Raw genomic sequence first — 22,498 nt, forward strand, 5'->3', positions numbered from 1 at the left:
GGAAAATAGTAAGTTAACCGAGTTGATCTATAATATCTTTGGGTGGCAATAATGAAGATTATTATTTTTATCGCTTTTGCCTTGTTTCTTCCTCAGGTTCCGGCTAAGGCCGGCGAGGCGTTCTCGGATATTGCTGAGCCAATTTCCGTAGCTCGAGCCAGTTTCGATGAAAAGATTCAAAAGGATTTCCCCGGGCAAGGTGATGGTTTGCTTTGGCGGGATATTAAAAACTATAGCATGGGGGTCGTGGAGAATGAGCGTGAAGTGATAATAGTTTTTATGCCGCGTCACGATAGGGGGAGCTTGATTGGGGGTGGCGGGGAATATCGCATAAATAAAAATTCAAAAAAAATAGAGAAATTCCGTGGGTATGAATAGGGGTAGATGTGGCGTCAGTGACGTCTCGCTAGGACAAAATGCAGCGAGCTCGATCTTTCCAAGTTCAAGCCAAATAATGCCGAACTGAGTTTCTTGATGAGTAAGCTGGCTGCATTGAATTCCAAATGCGAATCCAAATGCAAGCGGCTGTTATTCGTAGGATTAGGCAGATAACAGGCGTTTCCATTCCCTCAATAAAGAGTGGTACATATGGAGAATAAAATTATTCTGGCATCTCTTCTTTTTATAGGTGTCCAGGCTCCTGCATTGTCGAAGAACGTATTGAAGGTGGAGGCCTTCGTAGAGTGTAATTCTGAGGCTGAAGTTGTGATTCGTGCCATGAAAGAAGGTGCATCGTTCAAGGTCCACGAGTCGCTGGTACCCTGGAATTCACAGAGAGCGACAAACTTTGATGCTTATTCTGTCGAAGACGGAAAAGCCACCAAGCTAAAAAAAATTGGTGCAATTTCTGATTATCTGGACGAGGTTACCTTTGCATCGCGTCAGTCCAAGGAGGGGCGAGTAAGCTTGAAATCAAGGTTTTTTGGATTCGGTGACAACAGGAATGCCGACTACACAGTTCTTTTTGACTTCAAGTACCAATCGGAGAATATTGATCTGGCAATGGAGGGGGGAGAGGGGTAATTTTCTTTCCAAAGAAAGGTTTTTTTAACAACAGCTGTCTAGTAGTAATTCCTCAGGGATGAAGGTTAATTGGATCTACTACAGGAGTGGAGCGTGTTATGAAATTCTCGCCCCGCAAGTACCCGTATTGAGGCTATCAGCCTGAGCAACGCAAAGACCAGGAATGCAGGCCGCCGAGTGCCTCGCGCAGCCGCTCATGGTCTCGGGAGAGCCTTCAGAATCTCGCTAGCCAGCCGAAGCTTCTTTCCATCACACCAGCGCCTGGCAACTGCACGAAGTCCTTCTAATCATTGCAACTGAGTGCAACATCTCGGGGACAAGCCCTGCATCTTCATGACGAGCGGAGAAGACGCGGTGGCGTACCCATGCAACAAGCTGGCCTGGATCATCCTGGCGTGCGCCATCTCCGTGGTCGCTGCATGCTGACCTCGTGAGTGGCGGTGGGGCACGATGTTCTTGCGCAGCTCGTCGATGTGCACGGTGATGTCGGTGTATTCGATCGTGCGGCGTCGCTGGTGCGCTCGGCTTGCACTAGAGCCTCGCTGCATCGCCGGGCGTTGCCACGTCTGGTGCAGGACCGATCAAACGTTTGGAAACCGGAAGACAGAGATGGCAAAGACAGAGGATTCGAAAGAAGGCTCGAAGAACAGCGGACTCTCCCACCTGAGCTTGATGGACAAAGCATGGGATAGCCAGTGGGTGATGCGTTTCTCGTGCATAGTGCTGTTCGTGGATGCCGCACTGGTGCTCAAGGGCGGCAAGGGGTTGCTGCAATGGTCGGCGACCACCGAAAAGCTCTGGCAAGACGTGGGCTTTCTCATCGTGGCGGCGGCCGCGTTCGGGCTCCTGGCCAGCTTCGTGCTGCCGACGCTTGCCTACTTTGTGCGTTGGCTTGTCTTGCTGTTCCCAGGAGTCGCTAGCTTCGACGACAGTGGGCGGTTGCCTGGATGTGTGTCGGCTGGAGACTTTCGCGACTACGCCCTCAAACGAGAGAGCGAGTTCCTGCTGCGGATGTACGACGAAGCATGGCGGGAATGGTTGCGCCATCGCTCCGAGCGGGACGAGATGGGCAACCTGGTCTTTGTGACGGTGGTCATGGCTATCGCGGACGGCATGCTGGCGCTGCTGTATCTGGATGGGCGCTCGCTCGTCCACGACGCTCTCGTTCAGCTCGGGGACGGTGCCTGGCTCTTGGTGCCCCTGTTGCTCACAGGTGCCTTTTTGTTGCTGAGCAAAACCTGGTTTGCCGCAGATCGCCCCGTCGTTATTTACTACCCCCCGTTGTACTGGGAGCAGCGCGAGAAGCAGCTCCGCGATCGCGGGAACGTGTGAATCCGCGAGCGTTCCGTGCGGCGGGCCCTCGATAAGCGGTCAAGGGACGGGCGCCGGCAATGGCGCAACTATTGACCTGCTCTCGCCTGATCGGCCTCCGACGCGGCACCCGACCAGCCACCGCCGAGCGCCAGGAACAGATCCACCTGGCGGTCGACCAGTTGCGCGCGCGAGGACGCCAGCGCCGATTCGGCGTCCGCCAGCGCGGCCTCGGCGGAAAGAACGTCGAGGAAGTCGATCCTGCCGAACCGATACAGCTGCCCCGCCTGGCCGCTCGCGCGGGCGGCAGCGTCGCGCGCCTGGGCGAGGCTGCGTTCGCGGTCGATCTCCTGGGCGTAGGCCGACAGCGCAGTCTCCGTCTGTCGCAAGGCCTGCAGCACCGCGCCATCGAACGACGCCAGCGCGGCATCGGCGTCGGCGCCGGCCGCGTCGATGCGGGCCTTGGCCACGCTGCGATTGGGCCAACGCCACGACAGCAGTGGGCCAATGGTGGCGCCGAAGCTGTCGCCGGACAGCAGTTTCCCCAGCGAGTTCGCCATGCCTGCGGAGGCGCCGATGCTCACCTGCGGGTAGAGGTTCGCCGTTTCCACGCCGATCGTGGCGGTGGCGGCCGCCAGGTTGCGCTCCGCCGCGCGGATGTCCGGGCGGCGCTGGATCAGCTGCCAGCCATCGCCGATCGGAATGGCGCGCTGCAGGCGCGGCGGCTGCGGGCAACGGCGCGCGTCCTGCGGGTAGTCCGCCGGCAGCCGGCCCATCAGCGCGGCCAGTTCGAACAAGGCCGCCTGGCGCTCGGCCACCAGATGCGGGACCGCCGCCGCGCTGCGGTCGACCGCGGCCTGGGCCCGGCTGACGTCGAACGCCGTGCCGCGCCCGCCCACCGCAAGCCGACGCGTGGCATCCAGCGTGGCGCGCTGCGTCTCCAGCACGCGCTGCGTGGCCACCAACGTCAGGTTGGCCGAGCAGGTGCCCAGATAGGCGCGGGTGACGGCCGCGGCGACGACCACCCGCACGTGGTCGCGTGCCGCCGCCACGGCCTGCGCGTCCGCGCTGGCCGCCTCGATGCCGCGGCGGATGCCGCCGGCCAGATCCAGCGGATAGGACAGGCCGATGCCGAGCGCGTACACCTGTGGCGACGACGAAGGCGAGGTGTATCCCCCGGCATGCGCCAGCGTGGCCGACGCGCTCGCGTCGGTGTGCAACGCGCCTTGGGCGCGGTACTGCAGCACCGTCGCCGAGGCGCGCCGCAGGTTGGCGTCCGCCGTGCGCAGGTCGGTGTTGGCCTTCAGTGCTTCGGCGACGTAGGCGTCGAGCCTGGGATCGTCGTAGAGCTGCCACCAGCGCTGCGGCGGCTCGGCCAGTGCGAACGCCGGGTCCTGGCCGGAGACGAACGCGCGCCCGGCCTGCGGCGCGGCCGCAACCGCGTCGGCCGGAACGCGGTAATCCGGGCCGGACACGCAGCCGGCCAGCGACAGCGCCAACGCCATCGCGCCGGCGCGGCGAACCTTGCCGCTCATTCGCAGGCACCCGATGCGCTCGGGATCACGGTCACGCTCGCGGTCCTGCCGATGATGAGCCGGGTCTGCGGCGCGGCGTCGTCGATCCGGATGCGGACCGGAATGCGTTGCGCCAGCCGCACCCACGAATAGGTCGGCGCCACGGCGGGCAGCAGGTTGTGGGTGCTCGCGCGCTGGTCGTCGGCAATGCCGGCGGCGATGCTCTCCACATGCCCGCGCACCGCGCGGCCATCGCCCATCAGCCGGGCGACGGCGGCGTCGCCTTCGCGGATGCAGGCGAGCTTGGTTTCCTCGAAATAGCCTTCGACCCGGACGCTGCCGGCATCGATCAGCGCCATCGCCTGCGCGCCCGGCTGCAGGAAATCGCCGGTGTGCAGGTCGAGGTTGGTCACGATGCCGTCGGTGCTGGCGCGTACCTCGGTGCGCTGCACGTTCAGCAGCGCCACCCGCCGCTGCGCCTGGGCCTGCGCCAGGTTCGCCAGCTCCGTCTCCACCTTGGCGGCGTTGCGCTCGCGCGTCTCCGAGGCGACCAGATCGCCCAGCGCCATGTCCCGTTTCGATTCGCGCCGGGCCAGGCCGAGCGTGGCCTGCGCGCTGCGCACGCTGGCCTCCGCCTGCTCCAGCGCGGCGGCGACGCGGGGCTGGTCCAGCACCAGTAGCAGCTGGCCGGCCTTCACCCGCTGGTTGTCGTGCACCAGCACCTGCGTGACCAGCCCGCCCATGTCCGATGCCACGCGCACCACGTCCGCGCGCACCCGGCCATCGCGCGTCCATGGCCGCGTTTCGTAGCGGTTCCAGATGGACAGGGCCGCGACGACGGCGATGGCGAAGACGGCGAGCGTGGCGCTCCAACGTCCGATGACGACAAGCATGTGCTTCATTTCATTTCTCGAGCAGGGGCGCGAGCCGGATCAGCAGCTCCGCCAGGATCACGAACAGCGACAGGCCCACCAGCGGCCGATAGGCGAACACCCGGTACAGGCCGAGGCGCGCCAGCAGCCGCGACACCAGCAACGACAGCGCCAGCGCGACCAGCGCCACCGCCAGCAGGCCAGGGACGAAGACGCCATCGATGGAAAGGTCGGCAAACATCGCCTCAGTCCCGTTGCACGATCAGCGGCGCCAGCAGGTCGCGGCGCAGATCCGAAAGCAGCGAGAGCACGCGTTCGCCTTCGGGTTCCTTGTCCGCGACCACCGCCATGCGCAGGCGGTCGAGGGAGTCCAGCAGTTGCCCGTCCAGCGCGTGTGCGGGCATGGCACGGGTCCGGAAATGGGCGGCCGCCCGGTCGAGCAACTCGGCATGGCGGGCACGGGCGTGTTGTCCCTTCAGCGCCGTGCCCATCGCACGCAACTCGGCCACGGCACCTGCCGCGCGCATGTCCGCAAACAGCGTGCGCAGGATGTGGGCGGCATCCGGCTGGCCGCGCAGGCGCGGGGCGAGCAGCCCGAGCCGGTCCACCATGCGGCTGGTCCAGTCGGCGGTAGTGCGTCCGCGCCCGCGGGCGCGGCGTGCGATGGCGCGCGCGATCGACCCCAGCAGCCGCTTGCGGGTGCGCCGCGTGTCCATGGTCTGGAACAGCAGCATGCTGCACAGCGCCGCCGCCGTGCCCACGAACAGCGCCACGCTGCCGTTGAGCGCGCCCGCGAAGCTCGCCGCATTGGTGGCACCCAGGCCCGCGATGAGCGGAAACGTCAGCACCACTCCCAACGCGCCCATGATGAAAGCCGGGCGCCCCAGGAACGACCCGCACAGCAGCAGCGCCGGCGCGAGCGCGGCCGCCAGGCCGATGAAATCGGACAGGCTCGGGAAGATCACGAAGCCGTACAGCAGCCCGACCGCGACACCGATGGCCGACCCGGCCAGATAGCGCATGACATGGCCGGCCGGCGCCTCGGTGGTGCCGAACAGCAGGCACGCCGTGCCGACGATGGACACTGCCGTTGCGCCATCGGACCAGGCCGTGGCGATCCACAGGCCGCAGCTCAGCACGATGCCGACGAAGGCACCGAACGCGGCGCGCAGCGCAAGGCGGTGATCGCGATGCAGGACGTGGCCGCGCGCCTGTTTCGCCAGCCGCGCGGGAACCCGCAGGCGCCAGTGCGGGTTGGCGGCGCGCAACTGCGCTTCCAGCAAGCGGCAATCGCGGTGCGCGGTGTCCAGCTCGGCAAGGCGCGATGCCAGGTTGGCCTGCAGCACGTCGCGCCAGCCGTCCGCGTCGTCCGTGTCCACGCCCTGCGGACCGCGCTCGGCTGCGCGCAACTCGGCCATCGCATCGTCCACGGCACTGGACAGCAGCAGCACGTCGAGCATCCGATCGTGCAGCGCCCGCAGCATCTCCACCTGGGCAGGGCCATGCGCGCTATCGAAACGCAGGTGCACGGAGAGCGTGTGCAGCTCCAGCAGGTCCACCGCCGCCTTCGCGCGATCCTCCGCCAGCACCGTGTCCTTCGCACCCGCCCGCATGTCCTGCGTCCAACGCTCGGCATCGGACAGGATCGCGGCGACGCGCGCCTGCACACGCGGCGCCACCTTGCGCGGCAGCACCAGCCCATGCACCAGCGTGGCGGCCAGGATGCCGATGGCGATTTCCTGCACGCGGGTGATGGCGATGGTGAAGACCTCACCGGGCACCATCACGCTGGGGAAGCCGATCAGGCTGGTCGTGTACCCGGCCAGCAGGAAGGCGTAGGAACGCGGCGTCCGGTCGAGCATGGCCAGGTACAGGCACAGCCCCATCCACGCGGCCAGCGCCACGCTCAGCACCAGCGGCGCGTTGGCGAAGCGCGGCACCAGCACGATCGTGGCGACCGCACCCCCCAGCGTGCCCACCAGGCGGAACAGGCCACGGCTCAGCGTGGCCCCGGACAGCGGCTGCGACACCAGGTAGACCGTGCCGATCACCCAGAACGGACGCGTCAGGCCGATCCGCAACGACAGGTACAGCCCGAGCAGCGCGGCGGCCAGGCATTTGAGCGAGAACAGCGCGGCCTCCCGATCGGCCTGCAGCGCGGGCGCCGCCAGCAGCGCGCGCGGCCGCGCGAGGAAGGAGCGGAAAGGGGAGGGGGCCGGCGTGTGCATGGGCACATCGTAGGCAGCGGCCCGCTCGCCGAATTTCGCTACAATGACAACGTTTCGCTAAATCCGGTCAACCTGACATGACGCGCGTAGCGCTCCCCGGCTTCGATCTGGACCCGGACGCGACGGACCGGCCAGCGGTTGCCAGCCGCTTGCAGGTGGCCGACCACGATGCCGAGATCCCGGTGCACGAACACCGCAAGGGGCAGTTGATCCTCGCCCTGCACGGCGCCGTGACCTGCCAGGTCGAACGCGCCCTGTGGATCGTGCCGCCGCAGTGCGGCGTGTGGATTCCCGGCGGCATGCCGCACAGCAACCGCGCCACCGCCAATGCGCGCCTGTGCTACCTGTTCGTCGAGCCCGGCCTCGTGGACTTGCCGCAGCACTGCGTGACCCTGTCCATCTCGCCGATGGTGCGGGAGATGATCCTGCACCTGGCCGATGCACCGCCCGACGAGCCGCGCGACGGGCACACCGACCGGCTCGCGCGCGTGCTGCTGGACGAACTGGTGCAGATGCCGGCGGAACGCCTGTACCTGCCGGTCAGCCACCACCCGAAAGTACGGGCGCTGGCCGACGCGCTGGCCGCGCATCCGGCGGACCGCAGCACCATCACCGACTGGGCCAAACGCCTGGCGCTGGGCGAGCGCACGCTGACGCGCCTGATCGCCCGGGAAACCGGCCTGTCCTTCGGCCGCTGGCGGCAACAGCTGCACCTGCTCATCGCCATCCGCGACCTGGCCGGCGGCGCCCCGGTCCAGCGCGTGTCCGAAAGCCTGGGCTACGAATCGGTCACCGCGTTCATCACGATGTTCAAGAAGGCGCTGGGGCTGTCGCCGACACGCTATTTTGCGGTGCGGTCGCGGGGTCGATCTTCTGGTGGGCGGGAGGAGAGGTGAGTCTTTCGGCTGTGCTCGGCGACCTCTGCCACTTTGAACCCGCGATCATTCACCTGACGGGCTGCCTCTACCTTGAACTCATCCGTATACCGCTTCCTGCTCATGGACACCTCCGAATAGCCATTTTCCATGGCCTTGAAATATCTAGGAAATCCTGGGTGAGTCACGGGGTTTTTCTCTATCAATAACTTTGGCCATGGCGCCGCCGCTCAAGCAATGATAAGAAGTGCTTCCACCTTCACTGGAAAAAGCAATGGAACTGCTCAGATCCCTTAAGCCTTCTAAGAAAGATCGAATCATGGACCTCGTAGAGGCAGTCGGTATTGACGTGACCGCCTGGAAGGCTAGTGGGCCCGCAAACCCGAGCTTTTGCTACCAGTGGGGCTTTGCTAGTGATGATCGCAATCGGATACTGCTTTGCTTGTGGTACGACGACTGTGGGCTGGACGCGGACGGTGTTCTTCAGCGGTGGAACTTCAGAGACTACATTAAGCAAATCGAGTCGGATGGTGGGCCCAAGGCGGGCCGCGCACGAAGAGTCGACGAGCTACTTCAGGATGCATGGAGGCTGAAAGTTCCTATCCGCGTAGCACTCGTAGAGGAGAGCGAGCGGAAGAAGGCGGCGAAGAAAGAAGGAGACCCTTCAAAGCCTGATTTCCGCGAGCTTGATCCAGTTCCATGGAGGCTGACCCACTACGATTGGATGACGGGAGAGTGCGTTCTTCGCAGAGGCTTGGGTGATGTAGATCGCGAGCTCGATTCAGTCGAGCGAGGTCATGGCGGCCCCACTGTAATCGCCGAGGTGACGCCTGAGAACGAAGTCGCCTCTTCCAATCAGCGATCAGACGAGCTTCTTGAAGATTTGATTGCCGAGGTCACGCGAACGGACATTCCTAGCACTACACGCGATGCGTTGATCCAGGCGCGCGTTGGACAAGGGTCTTTTAGGGCCGCATTGATCAAAGCATGGGACGGCCGATGTGCGGTGACGGGATGTAAAGAGCTGGCGGTGCTGCGAGCATCGCACGTGAAGCCATGGCGACGAAGCAACGATAGTGAGCGGTTGGATTCATCAAACGGATTGCTGCTGACTGCGAACCTGGATGCCATGTTCGACACCGGCCTTATTAGCTTCACTGACGATGGAGGAATGTTGCTAAGTGAGGAGATAGGGGTTGATAGCGCTGCAGAACTCGGGCTTCCGGCACCACTGAGAATCGCTTTATCAGAAATACAGCGACGCTATATGGATTTTCATCGAGCCGAGCGATTTCGTGCTGATATTCGTCGGTAGCTTTTTTTGAATCGCATCCGGGCCGGCGGTGCGGGCGCTGGCCGACGCTGGCCACGCACGCTGATGCGCCTGATCGCCCGCGAAACCGGCCTGTCCTTCGGTCGATGGCGGCAACAGCTGCATCTGCTCATCGCATCCGCGACTGGCCGGCGGAGCCCCGGTCCAGCGCGTGTCCGAAAGCCTGGGCTACGAATCGGTCGCCGCGTTTATCACGATGTTCAAGAAGGCGCTGGGGCAGTCGCCGACACGCTATTTTGCGGGGCGGTAGCGGGGTCGACGCTAGAGTGAATTTGGCCCTGCTATTTTTGCCCCGAAGATGTCAACCAAAACTGTAGCCGTGCTCTGCTCGCGCCTGGTCTGAATTCCAGCTTTCCCAGGCCATTCGTTCCTCCTTCAGTAGCTGCGCATCTACGGTCCGCTTACGGATACTCTCAATGTCGAACTCTTGCTGTGCGAAGACGTAGCGGTCCGCATGTTCAATGATGATCCTGATGATCTGCCGAGTTGTGGCGACGTCTAGTCTAGTGCCCGGGGTCTTGGGTCGAACACCAGCGCATCTATGGAGTAGATGAGTTGGAGAGAGCGGCAGCAGGACGTCGCCTAGAGGTGCGTTCCAGCCGCCCTCAAAATTGTAGTTGTTCTCGTTCCAGTAGTTCAGCCTTATCAGTGGACTGTCCGACGAAGGCCAGAGGTAGCCCCGTGCGGGTTTGACGATAGACCACCCCCTCGCCGGAACCTTTGCGATGGTGCCCGTCAGTAGGCGCCGGATCGACCAATGCCATAACGACCTTCCAATTATTGCTTCCGCGCGCAAGATGCCTGACTCTTGATCTTCAGATGCTTCGATGGAGACCTTAAGTGGGAAGCCGGTCGCTTCTATCCCATGCACTGAGTGAACTGCTGCGTCTTCACTGATTAGCTTGTCAGCCACGCGCTTTACAGCGCTATCTAGCATGGCCGGAAGCTGCTCGGCCTGGCGTCGCATGAATTCCCGCAGGCGCGCGGGAGTTCTAACGTCTTGCGCGACAGCGAAGCGCACCAACTTGTGCCAGTCATCGGGCTCCAGCCTGCAGTCATGAGTCGCGAGAGCCAATGGACGTTCCGCTGGTGCTTCAAACTCGCTGTCCAGCCACCGTTCGAGCTCGTCGTTCTCGGCTCCATTCACGATATTCGTGTAAAGGTTCCGGTGATAAGCGAGTCCCTTAGGGGAACGTGACTTCCAGAGAGGAGCGTTGTGATGAGCCACCAGTAGGCTGTATGTAGGGATCCGCCCATTGATCGCCCACTGCTTCAAATACAGCTGTGGGACGTAGTGGTTGTCTATGTGCAGTTGTGACATAGCAAACTTTCGGGGTGAGGAAATGGCGGCTTATCTCCAACTATTCTGCAGCCAGTTGGCTTGGGCCGCAAAGAGCCTTGCAGCTGCAGAAGTGACCCTGACCCCGTTCTTTGTTGCAACGAGATCCAGAAGTTCGCACGCATTCCGGTCAGGGCAAAGCAGCTGAGTCCCGTTCCTTACGTGTAGTCTCCTGGTTTGCCGGGGATGATGTGGGAGTCGTCTAAGGGGGCCTTGCAGGCAATGCAGCGGGGCGATGTCTCGCTGCCCCCAAGGTTCTCCAGCCGGGTGCGCTCCCAGTTCTGAGAGTACGGCTGATCGTTTTCGGACGTGTGCACAGCGCCGATTTGGCCGCAGGTGCAACAATAAGTGGTGTAGGTATGCAGCGTCATTGGCGAAGCCCTTCTTGTTTCTGCGAAAATACACCTCAACGCGCCCTTGAATCCGGCATCAGCAGGCGTATGCTCAGCTTGTCTCCCACTCGGGGGAGTCAAAGGAGCTGCCATTGAAGGGTTTCTTTTCTCCCCGACTCCGATCCGGGCCTTGTGGCCCAAGGAACGGGTGTTGACCTAAGGGAGCACAGAGGGCCAAACGACGAAGGCTGGAAGAGTCACGTACTTCCCGCGCCTGTAGGGGCCACCTGCAGGTGAGACCACGGTGCAAGTCTCCTGCTTTGCTGGGGCGACCAAAAAAGGCAAACGAGTCGGTTCGGAGGTCAACAACGGGCCAATTGGGGATCCGGCGGTGCCGGACAGTCTCGAAAGGCTCCGCTCCGGAGCAAGCCGAACGGACCTCGACTATGTGGGCTGGCATGCAGCGCCACCTGCCCGCACAAGGGCTACAATCAGGCGGCGTGGCCGACGGACGGCAGGGCGGATGCGAATGTGGCGGCATGGGCGGAAAGCGTTGATGCCGCCGATCTCTTCATCTCGGCCATCACCGTCATGGAGCTGGAGCTTGGCGTTCTGTCAATCGAATGCAAGGACGCTACCCAGGGCGCCATGCTGCGCTCGTGGCTAGAGCAGCACGTACTGCCCGAGTTCTCCGGGCGTACATTGCCGATCGATACCGCTGTGGCGCAACGCTGCGCCCGGCTGCATGTACCCGACAAGCGAGGCGAGCGCGACGCGCTTATCGCGGCGACGGCGCTGGTGCATGGCATGGCGGTTGTAACGCGCAACGTTTCTGACTTCGAGCCCACGGGAGTTCCCGTCGTCAATGCTTGGGAGCCGTTGCCATGATCGCCCACGAGCTTATGCGTAAGGGCAATTGAAAATTGTCCGCTATGGAAAAAAGCGAGGTTAGAAGTCAACCTGACCCCGTCTATTCGTGCCCTCGCCCTATCAGTGGTCGGCGGCCGTTTGGCACGGCGCTTTCTAATGCATGCGTCCCGGCTGAGCATGGGGGAAGCTATGTGGGCGCATTTGCCATGTCTTGTTTCGAACACACTATGGGTTGACGGCGTCGGGGTGTTACTCCCAAGCCGCCTGGCGGCCAGTAGTAGACTTCACGGCACCAAGGGAAATCCGGGGTGGGACGATGCGCTATGCAGCGGAAACGGCTTTGCCGGAGATATGCGCCAGGTGCGGAGGGAAAACCTGACATGGCTCTCTTAGATGACATTTTGACGTGGTCCGAGGGGTTGCCTGCATGGCAGAGAGATGCGCTCCGGCGGCTGTTTGCGAATCGCACGATGGCCCCGGATGACCTCGGAGAGGTTCTCTCCATGGTCAAGGAGGAACATGGCGCTGGTGGAGCAGCTCCGGTTCAACCCATTGTGTTGAGTGCGGAACACATTCCGACCGCCGGCGCTAGGTCGAACGTGCATCTCCTTCGCATCGGCAACCTCCAGCACGTGAACCGGCTTCCGGCCGGCCACGGCGTCGATCTGGCTTCCGACAAACTGACGGTGCTGTTCGGAGAGAACGGTGCCGGGAAGTCTGGATATGCCCGAGTTCTGAAAAACGCTTGTCGAGCGCGAACCAAGCTAGCGGTGCTCCCAGACGTGTTCGCTGCAGTCGAACCGAGGCCGACTCCGTCGGCCGACATTACCTATGCCATAAACGGCGGCGCGGCAACGACGAGTTCTTGGCGTCAGGGTGCTGTCGCCGTCCGTGCGCTGAGTAACGTGGCTGTCTATGACAGCGCCTGCGGGTCAGACTACGTAGCCAAGGAAGGCGTCAGCGATTATCAGCCATATGGCTTGCCCTACCTCAATCGCTTGGCAGACGCCCAGAAAACGATGCAGGCCACGATCGAGCAGGAGAGGAATCAGATCCGGCTTAATGCGGCTGCGTTCACTGATCTTCATGGGCAGCATGACGTCGGCGAGATCCTTGGTCGCCTAGATAAGGATACCGACGTCGCTCGTCTGCGCGTCCTAGCGACCGTCACTGCTGAGGAAAGTGCCAGGATCGGAGAACTCGAAAAGATCCTCGGCAGCATGAATCCGGAACCCGATGCACGAGCCGCCGAACGCTTGGCAGAGCGGCTCGACGCCGCTGCCGCCAGTGCGCAAAAAGGCCAGAGATATGTGGCCGACAGGGCGCTGGATGAGGTTCGACAGCGTCAGGCGAATGCCAGCGCCGCCGCTGATGCGTGGAAGCTGGCTCAGGATCGGCTTCATATGAAAGAGGACGATGCTGACGTCGATTTGCTCGAAGGAACAGGCAACGATGCGTGGAAGAAGCTCTTCAAAGCTGCTGAGGCCTTCTCCACGGGTCATGCTTATCCCGCACATCCTCATCCCAATGTCGAAGAAGGAGCTCGTTGCGTCCTCTGCCAGACTCCGCTGGACGAATCAGCCAAGGACCGGCTGACCCGCTTTGCCGCCTTCATTGCCGACGCGGCATCGACAGAAGCCGATGCGACTGCCGCGCGGATGAAGGAGACTATGATGGCGATAGCAGACGCCAACTTGGCTCCGCTAGACACCCCTACACTGACCGAACTCGAAACCGTCGCCCCAGAACTGCGCGTGTTTGTAACCCAAGCCGTTGAAGCCTGGGCCAAGCGTAGGCTTTGGGTAGAGACGTGTGTTGGAACGAATGAGTGGTCAACCGAACGGCCTCCGCTTCCGGAAGGGGAAGCACTCGATGTTCGCCTGCGCAGCAAAGCGGAGGCTCTGCGGACGCACGCTAAAGAGCTGCGTGCGTCGCTTAATCCGGAGGCAAAGCGGACGCTGGACGGCGAAAAAGTGGCTCTCGTCGCTCGACAAAGACTCGCCCAGCGCCTCGCTCAGGTAGAACAGCACATTTGCGATGCAAAACTTCACCACAACTTGACCACGGTGCACGCTGCACTCGCCCCTCGTAAGGTCTCGGTGAAGATGACTGAGCTCGCCAACGCGTATGTCACTGCCGAGCTCGCCAAGGTCATGACCGAAGAGCTTACCGCCCTGGGCTATCGGAGAAAGGTACTTCCTGACATCCGAGGCCGCACTGACGTTGGTCAGACCATGGTCACGTTGAGGGTCAAGGACTGCAATGACGCTCCCGGGCTAGTTCTCTCAGAGGGCGAGCAGCGAGCAATGTCGCTCGCTCTCTTCTTGGCTGAAGTTCGCTTGCAGGGTCACCATTCGACGGTGGTGTTCGATGACCCTTCGACTTCTTTCGATCATCATCATCGCCGGCACATCGCGGATCGCATCGTCGCTTTGGCGTCCGAGCGCCCGGTCGTCATCTTCACCCATGACGCTGTTTTCCTCACCGAGCTGAGCCGAGCGATCGGTGACCATGCTCAGACCGTCGCTTACCGCACGATTGCTTGGACCGGCGAAGGTCCTGGCTTTGTCAGCGATGGGCTGACGTGGGAGACGATGAACGCCGATGCGCGGCTCAACGACCTGGAGGCATCGGTTAAGCCCCTCACCACCTATGCTGGCGACTACATGGACGAGGCGACTAAGGAAGCTGTAAAGGTCGGCTATACCAAACTCCGTGGAACCATCGAGCGGGCGGTCCGGGAGGTGTTCTTGAACAACACCGTTCGCCCGTTCACAGACGAAGTTTCGGTCGGAAGTTTCGGTGCTGTGATAGGTCATCCTCAGGAGGAATGGGATCGTGTGTCTGAGATATATGCGCGCTGTTGCGAAGTCACGGATGCCCACGACACAAATGCTGCAAGGCAACTACCAATCCCAGACCCCGTCGTACTTCTGGAAGACATTGCTGTTTTCAGGGCGCATCTCGACCTAGCGAAGAAGCGGAGGCGGGCATTCCAGGCGGAGCGCAGCAAGCAGATTGAAGCTGCGAAGAACCCTTTCTAGACGCGTGCAATGTATCAGCGCTCGAAAAACAGGGGGGTGGCTCAGGTTGACTCAATCTGCACCGGAAGCATCTTCCGCAGATGTCTACAGGCATCCGTTTTTTGACGTTGACAACCGCTGTTGGTAGAGCTAAATATCTGCCTGCTGCGGCAAATTCCGCAGCCGGGATTGGTCTCCCGAAATCAAATGGCGCACCAGCGCCCCTCGTCGATGTCAGGCGCTTTTTTGTTGCCTCGACATTGCGTCGGGGCTGTTCGCTCTTCAATGGCGGGCGGTGCGTGGGGGCCTTCGGGCCCGCCGGGTTGCCTTTTGACCGGTAGACCAACCCGCACCGTCCGCCACCCCGATTGGTCTCGCGATGGCGGACTCCTACTCAAAAGGAGAACGTCATGCCCCGTAACGCTTCCGTCCGTTCGAAGTCCGCGTCCACCCGCCGCGCCGTTGAGGCGCCCCCATGCTGGCTCAGGGTCGAATCGCCAGACCCCATCGCGGCCATTGCCGACGAACCACTGCTACCGCCGCCTGGCTCAGCCGCGGCGCTGCCTGCGTGTGCCGAGCCCAACGAGGTCACCGCGCCCAGGCGCTCGGTCCCGCGCCGGCCGAGGCAATGCACCATCGGCTATCGCTACTACGATGTGGATCGCAATGGCATGCGGGTCGGGCGGCAGGTGCCCAGCCTGCGCTTGCATGGCCTGTGGCTGGAAGGCCTCGGCTTCGCGGTGGGCGGCAAGGTGCGCATCACGATGGCCAATGGGGCTCTGTTGATCACGGCCGAGCGTGCGGCGCCGCCGGCGGCGAAGACGCGGCGCGGCGCCACTGCGGCGCTGTAGCCGCCTGGCCCTGGTGTGGCAGGTGCCGGGGGCACTGTGAGGCGCAGCAGGCGTTCCCCGCTCCCTGCCGACCCGACAGATCCTTTGCCTCCAGCAATGTCGTTGACTACCTGCAGCATGTCGACGACACCGTTGCAGGTTTCCAGCAAATGCCGGAACCGCCAGGCGCGTCGTGCGCGCGCGCCCGGCGGCCGCCGGCTCAGCGTGCCTCTGCCGCCCACTGCAGGGCATCCGCTCCGGCCGGCAGGTACATCGGTGTCGACACATCGGTCGCCGCGCGCCATACGGCGTCGGCGACATCCTGCATGCGCGTCCCCGGGCCGGTGGATTCGGCCATCCGCGCGATGGTGCGGCGCATGAAGTCGCCATAGACCGCATCGTCCATGCCGCGCAGGCGGGTGCGGGCGGTGTCGCGAAAACGTGTCTCGCCGGAAGATCCGGGCAGCACGATGCGCACGCGCACGCCGAACGGCTCCAGTTCGCTCGCCAGCGATTCGGAGAACGCATTCACGGCCGCCTTGGCCGCCCGGTAGATGCCGACCAGCGGCAGCGGTTTGTAGGTGACGCTGGAGGTGACGTTCACAATGACGCCGGCACCGCGCGCGCGCATCTGCGGCAACACCGCTTGCGTGACCGCCATGGTGCCGAAGGTGTTGGTTTCGAACAGGGCGCGCACGGTCTCCATGTCCGTCAACTCGAACGGCGCGGGCGCGCCGAAGCCGGCGTTGTTGACCAGCACGTCGATCGGGCCGGCGGCCGCGACGGCGGCGCGGATGCTCTGTGCGTCGGTGACGTCCAACGGCAGCACGCGCACCTGCTCCGAGGGCGGCAGCAGGTCGTCTTGGGGCGTGCGCATCGTGGCGAGCACGCGCCAATCGCGGGCGAGGAAGTGGCGTGCGGTTTCCAGGCCGAAGCCGGAGGAGCAGCCGGTGATCAGGACGGTCTTCAAGGGGATTCCTTCGATGGGTGGACGATGCAGCGACGATAGATTGCCGCCGCCGTACTCGCTACGATTCAGAGTCCTTGATTCGTTTGCGAGCGTCCAGCGATGGTGGATCCTCTTGCCGAGGTGGTCACGCTGCTGCAGCCGACCGCCCGGTTCTCCAAGCATGTGGTCGGCGCAGGTCCCTGGCGCATCCGGCGCTCGGACGCCGGCCAGCCCTTCTACTGCGCCGTGCTGGAGGGCGGCTGCCGGCTGGCGCTCGATGGCGGCGAGCCGATCGTGCTGCAGGCGGGCGATTTCGTCCTCGTCCCGGCGGCTTACGAGGTCACGATGTCCAGCCTTGCGCCGCACGAGGGCACGGTCGAGACCGTGCCGACTGCGCTAGGGCCGGGGTTGTTCCGGATCGGCGCGCAAGAGGGTCCGACCGACCTGCGCATCCTCGCCGGCCACTGCAGCTTCGGCTCGCCGGATGCGGCGCTGCTGGTTTCGTTGCTGCCGCAACTGGTCTGCGTGCGCGGCGAGCAACGACTCGCCACGCTGGTGCAGCTGGTGAGCGAGGAGTCGCGCGAGGCGCGGCCCGCACGCGAGGTCGTGCTCGCGCGGCTGCTGGAAGTGCTGCTCATCGAAGCCCTGCGCTCGGCCGCCGGCACAGCGGCGTCGCCGGGCCTGGCGCGCGGGCTGGCCGATGCGCGCCTTGCCGCGGCAATCCGCGCGATGCACGAACAGCCCACGCACGCATGGACGGTGGTGGCGCTGGCGAAGGAAGCCGCGTTGTCGCGCTCGGCGTTCTTCGAGCGCTTCGGCCGCACCGTGGGCATGACGCCGATGGAATACCTGCTGGCCTGGCGCATGGCATTGGCCAAGGACCTGCTGCGCCGCACCGAGTTCGGCATCGCCGAGATCGCCGAGCGCGTCGGCTACAGCTCCGCGAGCACCTTCAGCGTCGCGTTCGCGCGCCACGTCGGACAGCCGCCGACGCAGTACGCGCGCGCAAGCGGCCGCGGCAGTGCGCGCAGCCAAGCAGCGGTCTCCGATCGAGTTGAGGACATGGAGTAGCTGCTCTTCGTGTCGCCCAGCCGACGCCCCGCCTCCGCTTCGGCGCACGGCGATCAGGCGCGGCCATGCGCAGTATGTGTGCTAACTTGAATATCAGCTATTTGACGCTTATTTGTTTTACAGGTATTTTGCGTTTAGCTGGATTACGGGTGCAGCCCAATGTCGATACGCCACGTTCTGGTCACCGCGACGCAGCTAGGCGCGACGCTGCAGGCCGCGCGCAAGGCCAAAGGCCTGACCCAGTCGGCGCTGGCTAGCCGTCTTGGCTTGAGCCAATCGCGCGTCTCCCATCTGGAACTGAACGCCCATGCGTTGAGCGTGGAGCAACTCCTGGCCTGGTGCGCGGCGCTGGGGTTGGAGTTGACCATTGGCACCCGCGGCGACGCTGGCGCGCGCTCCAGCGCGCCTGTGGAGTGGTGACATGGGGCGCCGATCCCACAGCCGCAGCCTGTCCATCTGGACCAACGGCGTCCGCGTCGCGCGCTGGACGATGCCGACACGCGGGGACATGGAGCTGCACTACGACACGGACTGGCTGGGTGCCGACGTTGGCCGGCCGCTGTCGCTATCGCTGCCGTTCAACCTGCAGAACCAGCCGCTCAAGGGCGAGAAGGTCTTCAACTACTTCGACAACCTGCTGCCCGACAGCGATGCGATCCGCCGGCGCGTGGCGCAGCGCTTCAGGTCGCCATCCACCGATCCCTTCGATCTGCTGAGCGCAGTCGGGCGCGATTGCGTGGGGGCCGTGCAGATCCTGGGCGAGGACGAGGTACCGCAGGATGTCGAACGCATCGATGGCGTGCCCCTATCCGAAGAGGACATCGAACGGCACCTGATCGAGACGGTCTCGCCGCATGCCTTCGCCGCGCACCGCGACCCGGATGCGGACTTCCGCATCTCCCTGGCCGGTGCGCAGGAGAAGACGGCCTTCCTGTGGTGGGGCGGTCAATGGCACTCACCGCGCGGCGCCACGCCGACCAGCCACATCTTCAAGCTGCCGATGGGCCTGGTGGGCGGGCGGCGGGCGGATTTCAGCACCTCGGTCGACAACGAATGGCTGTGCCTGCGGCTGTTGAAGGCCTATGGCTTGAACGTGGCCGATGCGCGCATCGCCCGCTTCGGCCAGCAGCGCGTGCTGGTGGTGGAGCGCTTCGACCGGCGCCTGGCGCCCAATGGGCAGTGGCTCATGCGCCTGCCGCAGGAAGACTTCTGCCAGGTCGAGGGCTGCTCGCCGCTGCGCAAGTACGAGAATGAGGGCGGTCCAGGGCTCAAGGCCTTGTTCGGCACGTTGCGCCAGTCGGTCGACCCCGAGGCCGACATGAAGACGGTGCTGGCTGCGCAGGTGTTGTTCTGGTTGCTGCGCGCGCCCGATGGTCATGCCAAGAATTTCAGTATCCAGCTTCTGCCGCGTGGCCGCTTCCAGTTGACTCGGCTGTATGACGTGATGTCGGCCTATCCGGTATTGGGCGACGGTCCCCATCAATGGTCGCCCTACGACATCACGTTGGCCATGGCGTTGCTCGGCAGGAACAAGCATTACGCGATGCACAGCATCCAGCGCAGGCATTTCAGCAGCACGGCGCAGCGGGTGGGCTATGCGTCGACGGCCGAGCCGGTCATCGAAGAGATCCTGGCACGTACACCGGCCGCTATCGCCGAAGCGCGCGCGGATCTGCCGCAGGACTTCTCGCCGCGCGTTGCCGACGCCATCCTGGGCGGACTCGAGCAGGCTGCCGCCGCGCTCGAAGGGATGGCCGCGTAGCTGGCGAGAAACCGCCAGCGGACGGTTGCAGTCCGGATGCGGCTTCTGCGCGCAAGTGGGTGGCAAAGTGCGCATCCGGAATCGCCAAATGCATCATGCGGACGCACCTGGCGCGGGCGCCGGCTTGACTGCCTCCGCCGCCCACTGCCGTGCAAAAACAAGGGGTCAGATTGAGCCACCCCCGATTTCTCGGACAGGTTAATTAGGGAACAACCGCCATCTTCTCGAACTCGGCCGGCGAGCGGTAGCCCAGCGCACTGTGCAGCCGCTGCCGGTTGTAGAACACTTCGATGTACTCGAACACTTTCCCGCGCGCTTCGTCGAGACTGGCGAAGCGCTCGTGGTGCGTCAGTTCCTGCTTGAGCGAACTGAAGAAGCTCTCCATCACCGCATTGTCGTAAGGCATGCCCTTGCGGCTCATGCTCGCGACCAGCCCAGCTTCCTGCAACTGCCGCTGATATGCACCGCTGGTGTATTGCGTGCCCTGGTCGCTATGGTGGATTGCACCCTGCGCTGGCCGTCGGCGGTGCACGGCCATGGCCAGTGCAGCGCTGGCCAACGCCTGGTCGGCCCGCTCGCCCATCGCCCAGCCCGCGATCTGCCGACTGTGCATGTCCAGCACCGCCGCCAAGTACAACCAGCCCATCCGAGTCGGGACGAAGGTGATGTCCGCCACCCACACCCGATCTGGTCCTGGACTGACGAACGGCCATGCCAGCCGGTTAGGCGCCACCGCCACACGCTGATAGGTGCTGCGCGTGCGCAGGTAGCGTTGCCGCCGTTTGGTGCTGATCGCATGTGCCTGCCGCAGGCGCCGCACCCGATGCCGGCCGCAGGTCTCACCTTGCTGGCGCAACGCGCGCCACAGGCGCTCGCTGCCATACGCCTCGCGGGTTTGTACGTGCAACTGCTCGATCCGCTGCAATAGCCGAGCATTCTCCTGCGCGCGCGGCCCCGGACGGCGAGCGCACCATGCGTAGTAACCACTGGGCGACACGCCCAGCGCATGGCAAAGCCAACGTACACGGTAACCCTGCTGGTCTCGGATCCAGGCGTACTTCACGATAGTTCTCGCGCAAAGTACGCCGCCGCTTTTTTTAGGATCTCGTTCTCTTGCCGCAGACGCTCGTTCTCGCGCTGCAGCTTGGTCAGTTCATCCGGGTTGGACTTAGGTCGGCCACTGCCGCCAAAGGCGCCCGCGCCTTTCGCATCGAGGTCCGTGGCCCACTTGTAGAGCCGGTTGCGCGGGATGCCTAACTCCCGCGCGATCACGGCCGCTGGCCGATCCCCCGCCTTGAGCAATCGCACTGCTTCCCGCTTGAACTCCGCCGTGAACCGCTGCCGCTTCTGCATCGAACACCTCCGTGCGAGGATTGTCCTCGCTTTCAGGTGTCCGAGTTATCAGGGGTGGCTCAGATTGCGCTTGCTCGCATCAGTTCCCAATGAGCAAGGTCAAAAACCTATGTAGTGTGAGATGTCCTTTGACCCCAGCTTCTCCCTCATTCGCGCTCGAAGCGTTGTAGTTCGTCCAGTTGCGCCAGCGCTCGGCGCAGGCTGCCGCCGCTTAAGGAATCGTCCATCTTCCGGCCGAACTCGGCGCGTTGCGGGCGGCGTGCCCAGCGGTGGAACCACCAGGTCGCCAGCAGGCCGGCGACGCCGATGCCGTAGCCGCTCCACACCAGCGCTGGGGCCTTGGCCAGCAAATCGGCATCGCTCAGGCCAGCCAAGGTCTGCAGAACCGCGATCCACAGAAACCACCACGGCAGACCGGCGACCATGCCGCTGCGGATGTACAGCATGCGTGCGCGCAGCAACTGCTTCTGGATACCGAGCACCGGTTGCGAATAGTCGATGTTGCCGATCTGCCCCAGCACCACGCCCGCGGCGACGATCGTCAGTACGCCATACGCCTGCACCAAGACGCCGGCGACGATGGACGAGGCGTGCGCCGGCTGGCTCATCCACAGCAGCGAAGCGAGCAGGATGAAGAGAACGCCGAACAGCATCTGCACGATTTGTCCCCAGAACAGCGGACGCAGGCTGCCGCGCGTCCTGTCCAGTTTGCGCTCGCGCAGTTCGTGAAGTTTCAGTGTGTTGTCCAGTTGCAACCGGCTGTCCAGCGATTGCCAGGCGGATTTAAGGTTATCGAGTTCCATCGTGGTCTCCATGTCGGGTCTATCGAAATTCGTCGCGGATGCGCTGTTTCAGGCGTCCGATCTTGGTGGAGACATTGCTTTCGGTGATGCCGAGGATCTGGGCGATCTCGCGTTGCGGGCGGTCTTCGAGGTAGAGCAGCAACAGCGCGCGATCAAGCGGCGGCTGGCGGGCGATGAAGTCCTTTAGCAGGCGAAGCCGCTGTTCGTTCTCCGGGTCTGCGACGTTGCTGTCGGCCACGTCGTGCAGGGTTTCGTCCAGCGGCATCGCATCGTGCCGCTGCCGCAGTTCGCGGTTGCGCAGGTGGCTGATCGCCACGTTCAGCGCGATCCGGTACATCCAGGTGCTGACCCTGCGCGCCGGGTCGTACTGCGGCCAGGCATGCCAGAGCTGTGCCGCGATTTCCTGGGCCAGATCGGCGCGGTCCTGGGCGCCGCGCGCATAGCTGCCGGCAACCTTGAACACGATGCCGGAATGGCGCTGCAGCAGCGCGCTGAAGGCGTCTCTGGCGTCTTTGGCGTCGTTCGCGGTCATGGTGGTTGTGATGGTATCCATTGGTTCACCTACGCGATCTTCGCGCCCCTCGGAACCATGATTCGCGCCAGCGCACGGAATCTCACACCCCGCCAGCAAGAAATTTCAAGGAGGTGCTCGGCCCCGAGTCCCTCGGTGATCGCAGCCCACACGCGCGTGGACGGTGGCAGCCTTGGCCAAGGAAGCCGCGTTGTCGCGCTCGGCGGTCTTCGAGCGCTTCGGCCGCACGGTGGGCGTGGCGCCGATGGAATACCTGCTCGCCTGGCGCATGGCCTTGGCCAAGGAGCTGCTGCGCCGCAACGAGTTCGGCATCGCCGCTGTCGCCGAGCTTGTCGGCTACAACTCCGCGAGCACTTCCAGCGTCGCGTTCGCCCGCCACGTCGGGCAGCCGCCGACGCAGTACGCGCGCGCAGGCGGCCGCGGCGCTGCGCTCGGCGAGCCGTCGTTCTCTGGGCAAGCCGAGGGCAGGGAGTAGGCA

21 protein-coding genes and 3 pseudogenes are annotated in these 22,498 nt (G+C 63.7%); 13 read left to right on the plus strand and 11 right to left on the minus strand.

Annotation, left to right across the window (positions count from 1 at the left end):
* The first annotated feature begins 51 nt into the window (after positions 1–51).
* The 3 genes from HEP73_RS03120 to HEP73_RS03130 all read left to right on the plus strand — a co-directional run bounded on the left by HEP73_RS03120 (position 52) and on the right by HEP73_RS03130 (position 2,355).
* On the plus strand, positions 52–378 hold the full coding sequence (locus HEP73_RS03120) for a hypothetical protein (RefSeq protein ID WP_185822083.1): 327 nt from the start codon (positions 52–54) through the stop codon (positions 376–378).
* Between the two features lie 210 nt (positions 379–588).
* Complete coding sequence (locus tag HEP73_RS03125) at positions 589–1,023, plus strand: hypothetical protein (protein WP_185822084.1); 435 nt, start codon at positions 589–591, stop codon at positions 1,021–1,023.
* 609 nt (positions 1,024–1,632) lie between these two features.
* A complete protein-coding gene (locus tag HEP73_RS03130) occupies positions 1,633–2,355 on the plus strand; it encodes a hypothetical protein (RefSeq protein WP_185822085.1) in 723 nt (240 codons plus the stop codon).
* 68 nt (positions 2,356–2,423) lie between these two features.
* On the opposite strand, the gene HEP73_RS03135 is transcribed toward HEP73_RS03130, so the two are convergent.
* From HEP73_RS03135 to HEP73_RS03150, 4 genes are read right to left on the minus strand one after another with little or no spacing between them, the layout of a single operon-like run.
* The gene (locus HEP73_RS03135; RefSeq protein ID WP_185822086.1) at positions 2,424–3,869 is read right to left on the minus strand and encodes an efflux transporter outer membrane subunit; all 1,446 of its coding nucleotides are present in this window, start codon (positions 3,867–3,869) and stop codon (positions 2,424–2,426) included.
* The gene (locus tag HEP73_RS03140; protein ID WP_185822087.1) at positions 3,866–4,750 is read right to left on the minus strand and encodes an efflux RND transporter periplasmic adaptor subunit; all 885 of its coding nucleotides are present in this window, start codon (positions 4,748–4,750) and stop codon (positions 3,866–3,868) included. The genes HEP73_RS03135 and HEP73_RS03140 overlap by 4 nt, the downstream gene beginning before the upstream one ends.
* Position 4,751: 1 nt before the next feature.
* Positions 4,752–4,961, minus strand: coding sequence for a DUF1656 domain-containing protein (locus HEP73_RS03145; protein ID WP_185822088.1), 210 nt, complete (start codon positions 4,959–4,961; stop codon positions 4,752–4,754).
* Between the two features lie 4 nt (positions 4,962–4,965).
* Positions 4,966–6,948, minus strand: coding sequence for an FUSC family protein (locus HEP73_RS03150; RefSeq protein WP_185822089.1), 1,983 nt, complete (start codon positions 6,946–6,948; stop codon positions 4,966–4,968).
* Positions 6,949–7,025: 77 nt separating this feature from the next.
* On the opposite strand from HEP73_RS03150, the gene HEP73_RS03155 reads away from it, so the two are divergent.
* The gene (locus tag HEP73_RS03155) at positions 7,026–7,844 is read left to right on the plus strand and encodes an AraC family transcriptional regulator (protein WP_185822090.1); all 819 of its coding nucleotides are present in this window, start codon (positions 7,026–7,028) and stop codon (positions 7,842–7,844) included.
* A gap of 14 nt (positions 7,845–7,858) precedes the next feature.
* Here the strand turns inward: HEP73_RS03155 and HEP73_RS22790 are convergent.
* A pseudogene (locus tag HEP73_RS22790) lies at positions 7,859–7,948 on the minus strand (transposase); the annotation flags it as partial.
* Between the two features lie 149 nt (positions 7,949–8,097).
* Here HEP73_RS22790 and HEP73_RS03165 point away from each other — a divergent pair.
* Complete coding sequence (locus tag HEP73_RS03165; RefSeq protein ID WP_185822092.1) at positions 8,098–9,138, plus strand: HNH endonuclease; 1,041 nt, start codon at positions 8,098–8,100, stop codon at positions 9,136–9,138.
* 54 nt (positions 9,139–9,192) lie between these two features.
* Positions 9,193–9,406 (plus strand): annotated as a pseudogene (locus tag HEP73_RS22740) (helix-turn-helix domain-containing protein); the annotation flags it as partial.
* A gap of 51 nt (positions 9,407–9,457) precedes the next feature.
* Here HEP73_RS22740 and HEP73_RS03175 read toward each other — a convergent pair.
* On the minus strand, positions 9,458–10,477 hold the full coding sequence (locus HEP73_RS03175; protein WP_185822093.1) for a DUF4238 domain-containing protein: 1,020 nt from the start codon (positions 10,475–10,477) through the stop codon (positions 9,458–9,460).
* An 881-nt stretch (positions 10,478–11,358) separates the two neighbouring features.
* On the opposite strand from HEP73_RS03175, the gene HEP73_RS03180 reads away from it, so the two are divergent.
* The 3 genes from HEP73_RS03180 to HEP73_RS03190 all read left to right on the plus strand — a co-directional run bounded on the left by HEP73_RS03180 (position 11,359) and on the right by HEP73_RS03190 (position 15,571).
* Complete coding sequence (locus HEP73_RS03180) at positions 11,359–11,715, plus strand: type II toxin-antitoxin system VapC family toxin (RefSeq protein ID WP_255423654.1); 357 nt, start codon at positions 11,359–11,361, stop codon at positions 11,713–11,715.
* A gap of 362 nt (positions 11,716–12,077) precedes the next feature.
* Positions 12,078–14,741, plus strand: a complete 2,664-nt coding sequence (locus HEP73_RS03185) for an AAA family ATPase (RefSeq protein WP_185822094.1) — start codon at positions 12,078–12,080, stop codon at positions 14,739–14,741.
* Positions 14,742–15,130: 389 nt separating this feature from the next.
* Positions 15,131–15,571, plus strand: a complete 441-nt coding sequence (locus tag HEP73_RS03190; RefSeq protein WP_185822095.1) for a SymE family type I addiction module toxin — start codon at positions 15,131–15,133, stop codon at positions 15,569–15,571.
* A 199-nt stretch (positions 15,572–15,770) separates the two neighbouring features.
* Here HEP73_RS03190 and HEP73_RS03195 read toward each other — a convergent pair whose 3' ends face one another.
* A complete protein-coding gene (locus HEP73_RS03195) occupies positions 15,771–16,520 on the minus strand; it encodes an SDR family oxidoreductase (RefSeq protein ID WP_185822096.1) in 750 nt (249 codons plus the stop codon).
* 99 nt (positions 16,521–16,619) lie between these two features.
* Here HEP73_RS03195 and HEP73_RS03200 point away from each other — a divergent pair, with 99 nt between their 5' ends.
* From HEP73_RS03200 to HEP73_RS03210, 3 genes are all read left to right on the plus strand, one after another.
* Positions 16,620–17,570, plus strand: a complete 951-nt coding sequence (locus HEP73_RS03200) for an AraC family transcriptional regulator (RefSeq protein WP_185822097.1) — start codon at positions 16,620–16,622, stop codon at positions 17,568–17,570.
* 159 nt (positions 17,571–17,729) lie between these two features.
* Positions 17,730–17,990 carry a helix-turn-helix domain-containing protein gene (locus HEP73_RS03205; RefSeq protein ID WP_185822098.1) on the plus strand — a complete coding sequence of 87 codons (261 nt, stop codon included), beginning with the start codon at positions 17,730–17,732 and terminating at the stop codon, positions 17,988–17,990.
* A gap of 1 nt (position 17,991) precedes the next feature.
* Entirely contained in the window at positions 17,992–19,332 is a 1,341-nt protein-coding gene (locus HEP73_RS03210) for a type II toxin-antitoxin system HipA family toxin (RefSeq protein ID WP_185822099.1), read from the plus strand.
* 202 nt (positions 19,333–19,534) lie between these two features.
* Here the strand turns inward: HEP73_RS03210 and HEP73_RS03215 are convergent, their stop codons facing one another.
* The 4 genes from HEP73_RS03215 to HEP73_RS03230 all read right to left on the minus strand — a co-directional run bounded on the left by HEP73_RS03215 (position 19,535) and on the right by HEP73_RS03230 (position 22,041).
* Complete coding sequence (locus tag HEP73_RS03215; protein ID WP_345776850.1) at positions 19,535–20,398, minus strand: IS3 family transposase; 864 nt, start codon at positions 20,396–20,398, stop codon at positions 19,535–19,537.
* Entirely contained in the window at positions 20,392–20,685 is a 294-nt protein-coding gene (locus HEP73_RS03220; protein WP_185821683.1) for a transposase, read from the minus strand. Before HEP73_RS03220 ends, HEP73_RS03215 begins: the two co-directional genes overlap by 7 nt.
* Positions 20,686–20,831: 146 nt before the next feature.
* Positions 20,832–21,488 (minus strand): serine/threonine protein kinase, encoded by a 657-nt coding sequence (locus HEP73_RS03225; RefSeq protein ID WP_185822100.1) that lies wholly within the window; start codon positions 21,486–21,488, stop codon positions 20,832–20,834.
* A 19-nt stretch (positions 21,489–21,507) separates the two neighbouring features.
* Complete coding sequence (locus tag HEP73_RS03230; protein ID WP_185823270.1) at positions 21,508–22,041, minus strand: RNA polymerase sigma factor; 534 nt, start codon at positions 22,039–22,041, stop codon at positions 21,508–21,510.
* A gap of 121 nt (positions 22,042–22,162) precedes the next feature.
* On the opposite strand from HEP73_RS03230, the pseudogene HEP73_RS03235 reads away from it, so the two are divergent.
* Positions 22,163–22,495: pseudogene (locus HEP73_RS03235) on the plus strand (helix-turn-helix transcriptional regulator); the annotation flags it as partial.
* Positions 22,496–22,498 lie beyond the last annotated feature (3 nt).

This window comes from Xanthomonas sp. GW (genome assembly GCF_014236815.1).
Lineage (GTDB): Bacteria > Pseudomonadota > Gammaproteobacteria > Xanthomonadales > Xanthomonadaceae > Xanthomonas_A.

Bases quoted from the DNA above. Each gene is read 5' to 3' on its own strand.
- HEP73_RS03120 (WP_185822083.1), top strand. From the start codon at position 52: ATGAAGATTATTATTTTTATCGCTTTTGCCTTGTTTCTTCCTCAGGTT.
- HEP73_RS03125 (WP_185822084.1), top strand. From the start codon at position 589: ATGGAGAATAAAATTATTCTGGCATCTCTTCTTTTTATAGGTGTCCAG.
- HEP73_RS03130 (WP_185822085.1), top strand. From the start codon at position 1,633: ATGGCAAAGACAGAGGATTCGAAAGAAGGCTCGAAGAACAGCGGACTC.
- HEP73_RS03135 (WP_185822086.1), bottom strand. From the start codon at position 3,869: ATGAGCGGCAAGGTTCGCCGCGCCGGCGCGATGGCGTTGGCGCTGTCG.
- HEP73_RS03140 (WP_185822087.1), bottom strand. From the start codon at position 4,750: ATGAAGCACATGCTTGTCGTCATCGGACGTTGGAGCGCCACGCTCGCC.
- HEP73_RS03145 (WP_185822088.1), bottom strand. From the start codon at position 4,961: ATGTTTGCCGACCTTTCCATCGATGGCGTCTTCGTCCCTGGCCTGCTG.
- HEP73_RS03150 (WP_185822089.1), bottom strand. From the start codon at position 6,948: ATGCACACGCCGGCCCCCTCCCCTTTCCGCTCCTTCCTCGCGCGGCCG.
- HEP73_RS03155 (WP_185822090.1), top strand. From the start codon at position 7,026: ATGACGCGCGTAGCGCTCCCCGGCTTCGATCTGGACCCGGACGCGACG.
- HEP73_RS03165 (WP_185822092.1), top strand. From the start codon at position 8,098: ATGGAACTGCTCAGATCCCTTAAGCCTTCTAAGAAAGATCGAATCATG.
- HEP73_RS03175 (WP_185822093.1), bottom strand. From the start codon at position 10,477: ATGTCACAACTGCACATAGACAACCACTACGTCCCACAGCTGTATTTG.
- HEP73_RS03185 (WP_185822094.1), top strand. From the start codon at position 12,078: ATGGCTCTCTTAGATGACATTTTGACGTGGTCCGAGGGGTTGCCTGCA.
- HEP73_RS03190 (WP_185822095.1), top strand. From the start codon at position 15,131: ATGCCCCGTAACGCTTCCGTCCGTTCGAAGTCCGCGTCCACCCGCCGC.
- HEP73_RS03200 (WP_185822097.1), top strand. From the start codon at position 16,620: ATGGTGGATCCTCTTGCCGAGGTGGTCACGCTGCTGCAGCCGACCGCC.
- HEP73_RS03205 (WP_185822098.1), top strand. From the start codon at position 17,730: ATGTCGATACGCCACGTTCTGGTCACCGCGACGCAGCTAGGCGCGACG.
- HEP73_RS03210 (WP_185822099.1), top strand. From the start codon at position 17,992: ATGGGGCGCCGATCCCACAGCCGCAGCCTGTCCATCTGGACCAACGGC.
- HEP73_RS03220 (WP_185821683.1), bottom strand. From the start codon at position 20,685: ATGCAGAAGCGGCAGCGGTTCACGGCGGAGTTCAAGCGGGAAGCAGTG.
- HEP73_RS03225 (WP_185822100.1), bottom strand. From the start codon at position 21,488: ATGGAACTCGATAACCTTAAATCCGCCTGGCAATCGCTGGACAGCCGG.
- HEP73_RS03230 (WP_185823270.1), bottom strand. From the start codon at position 22,041: ATGGATACCATCACAACCACCATGACCGCGAACGACGCCAAAGACGCC.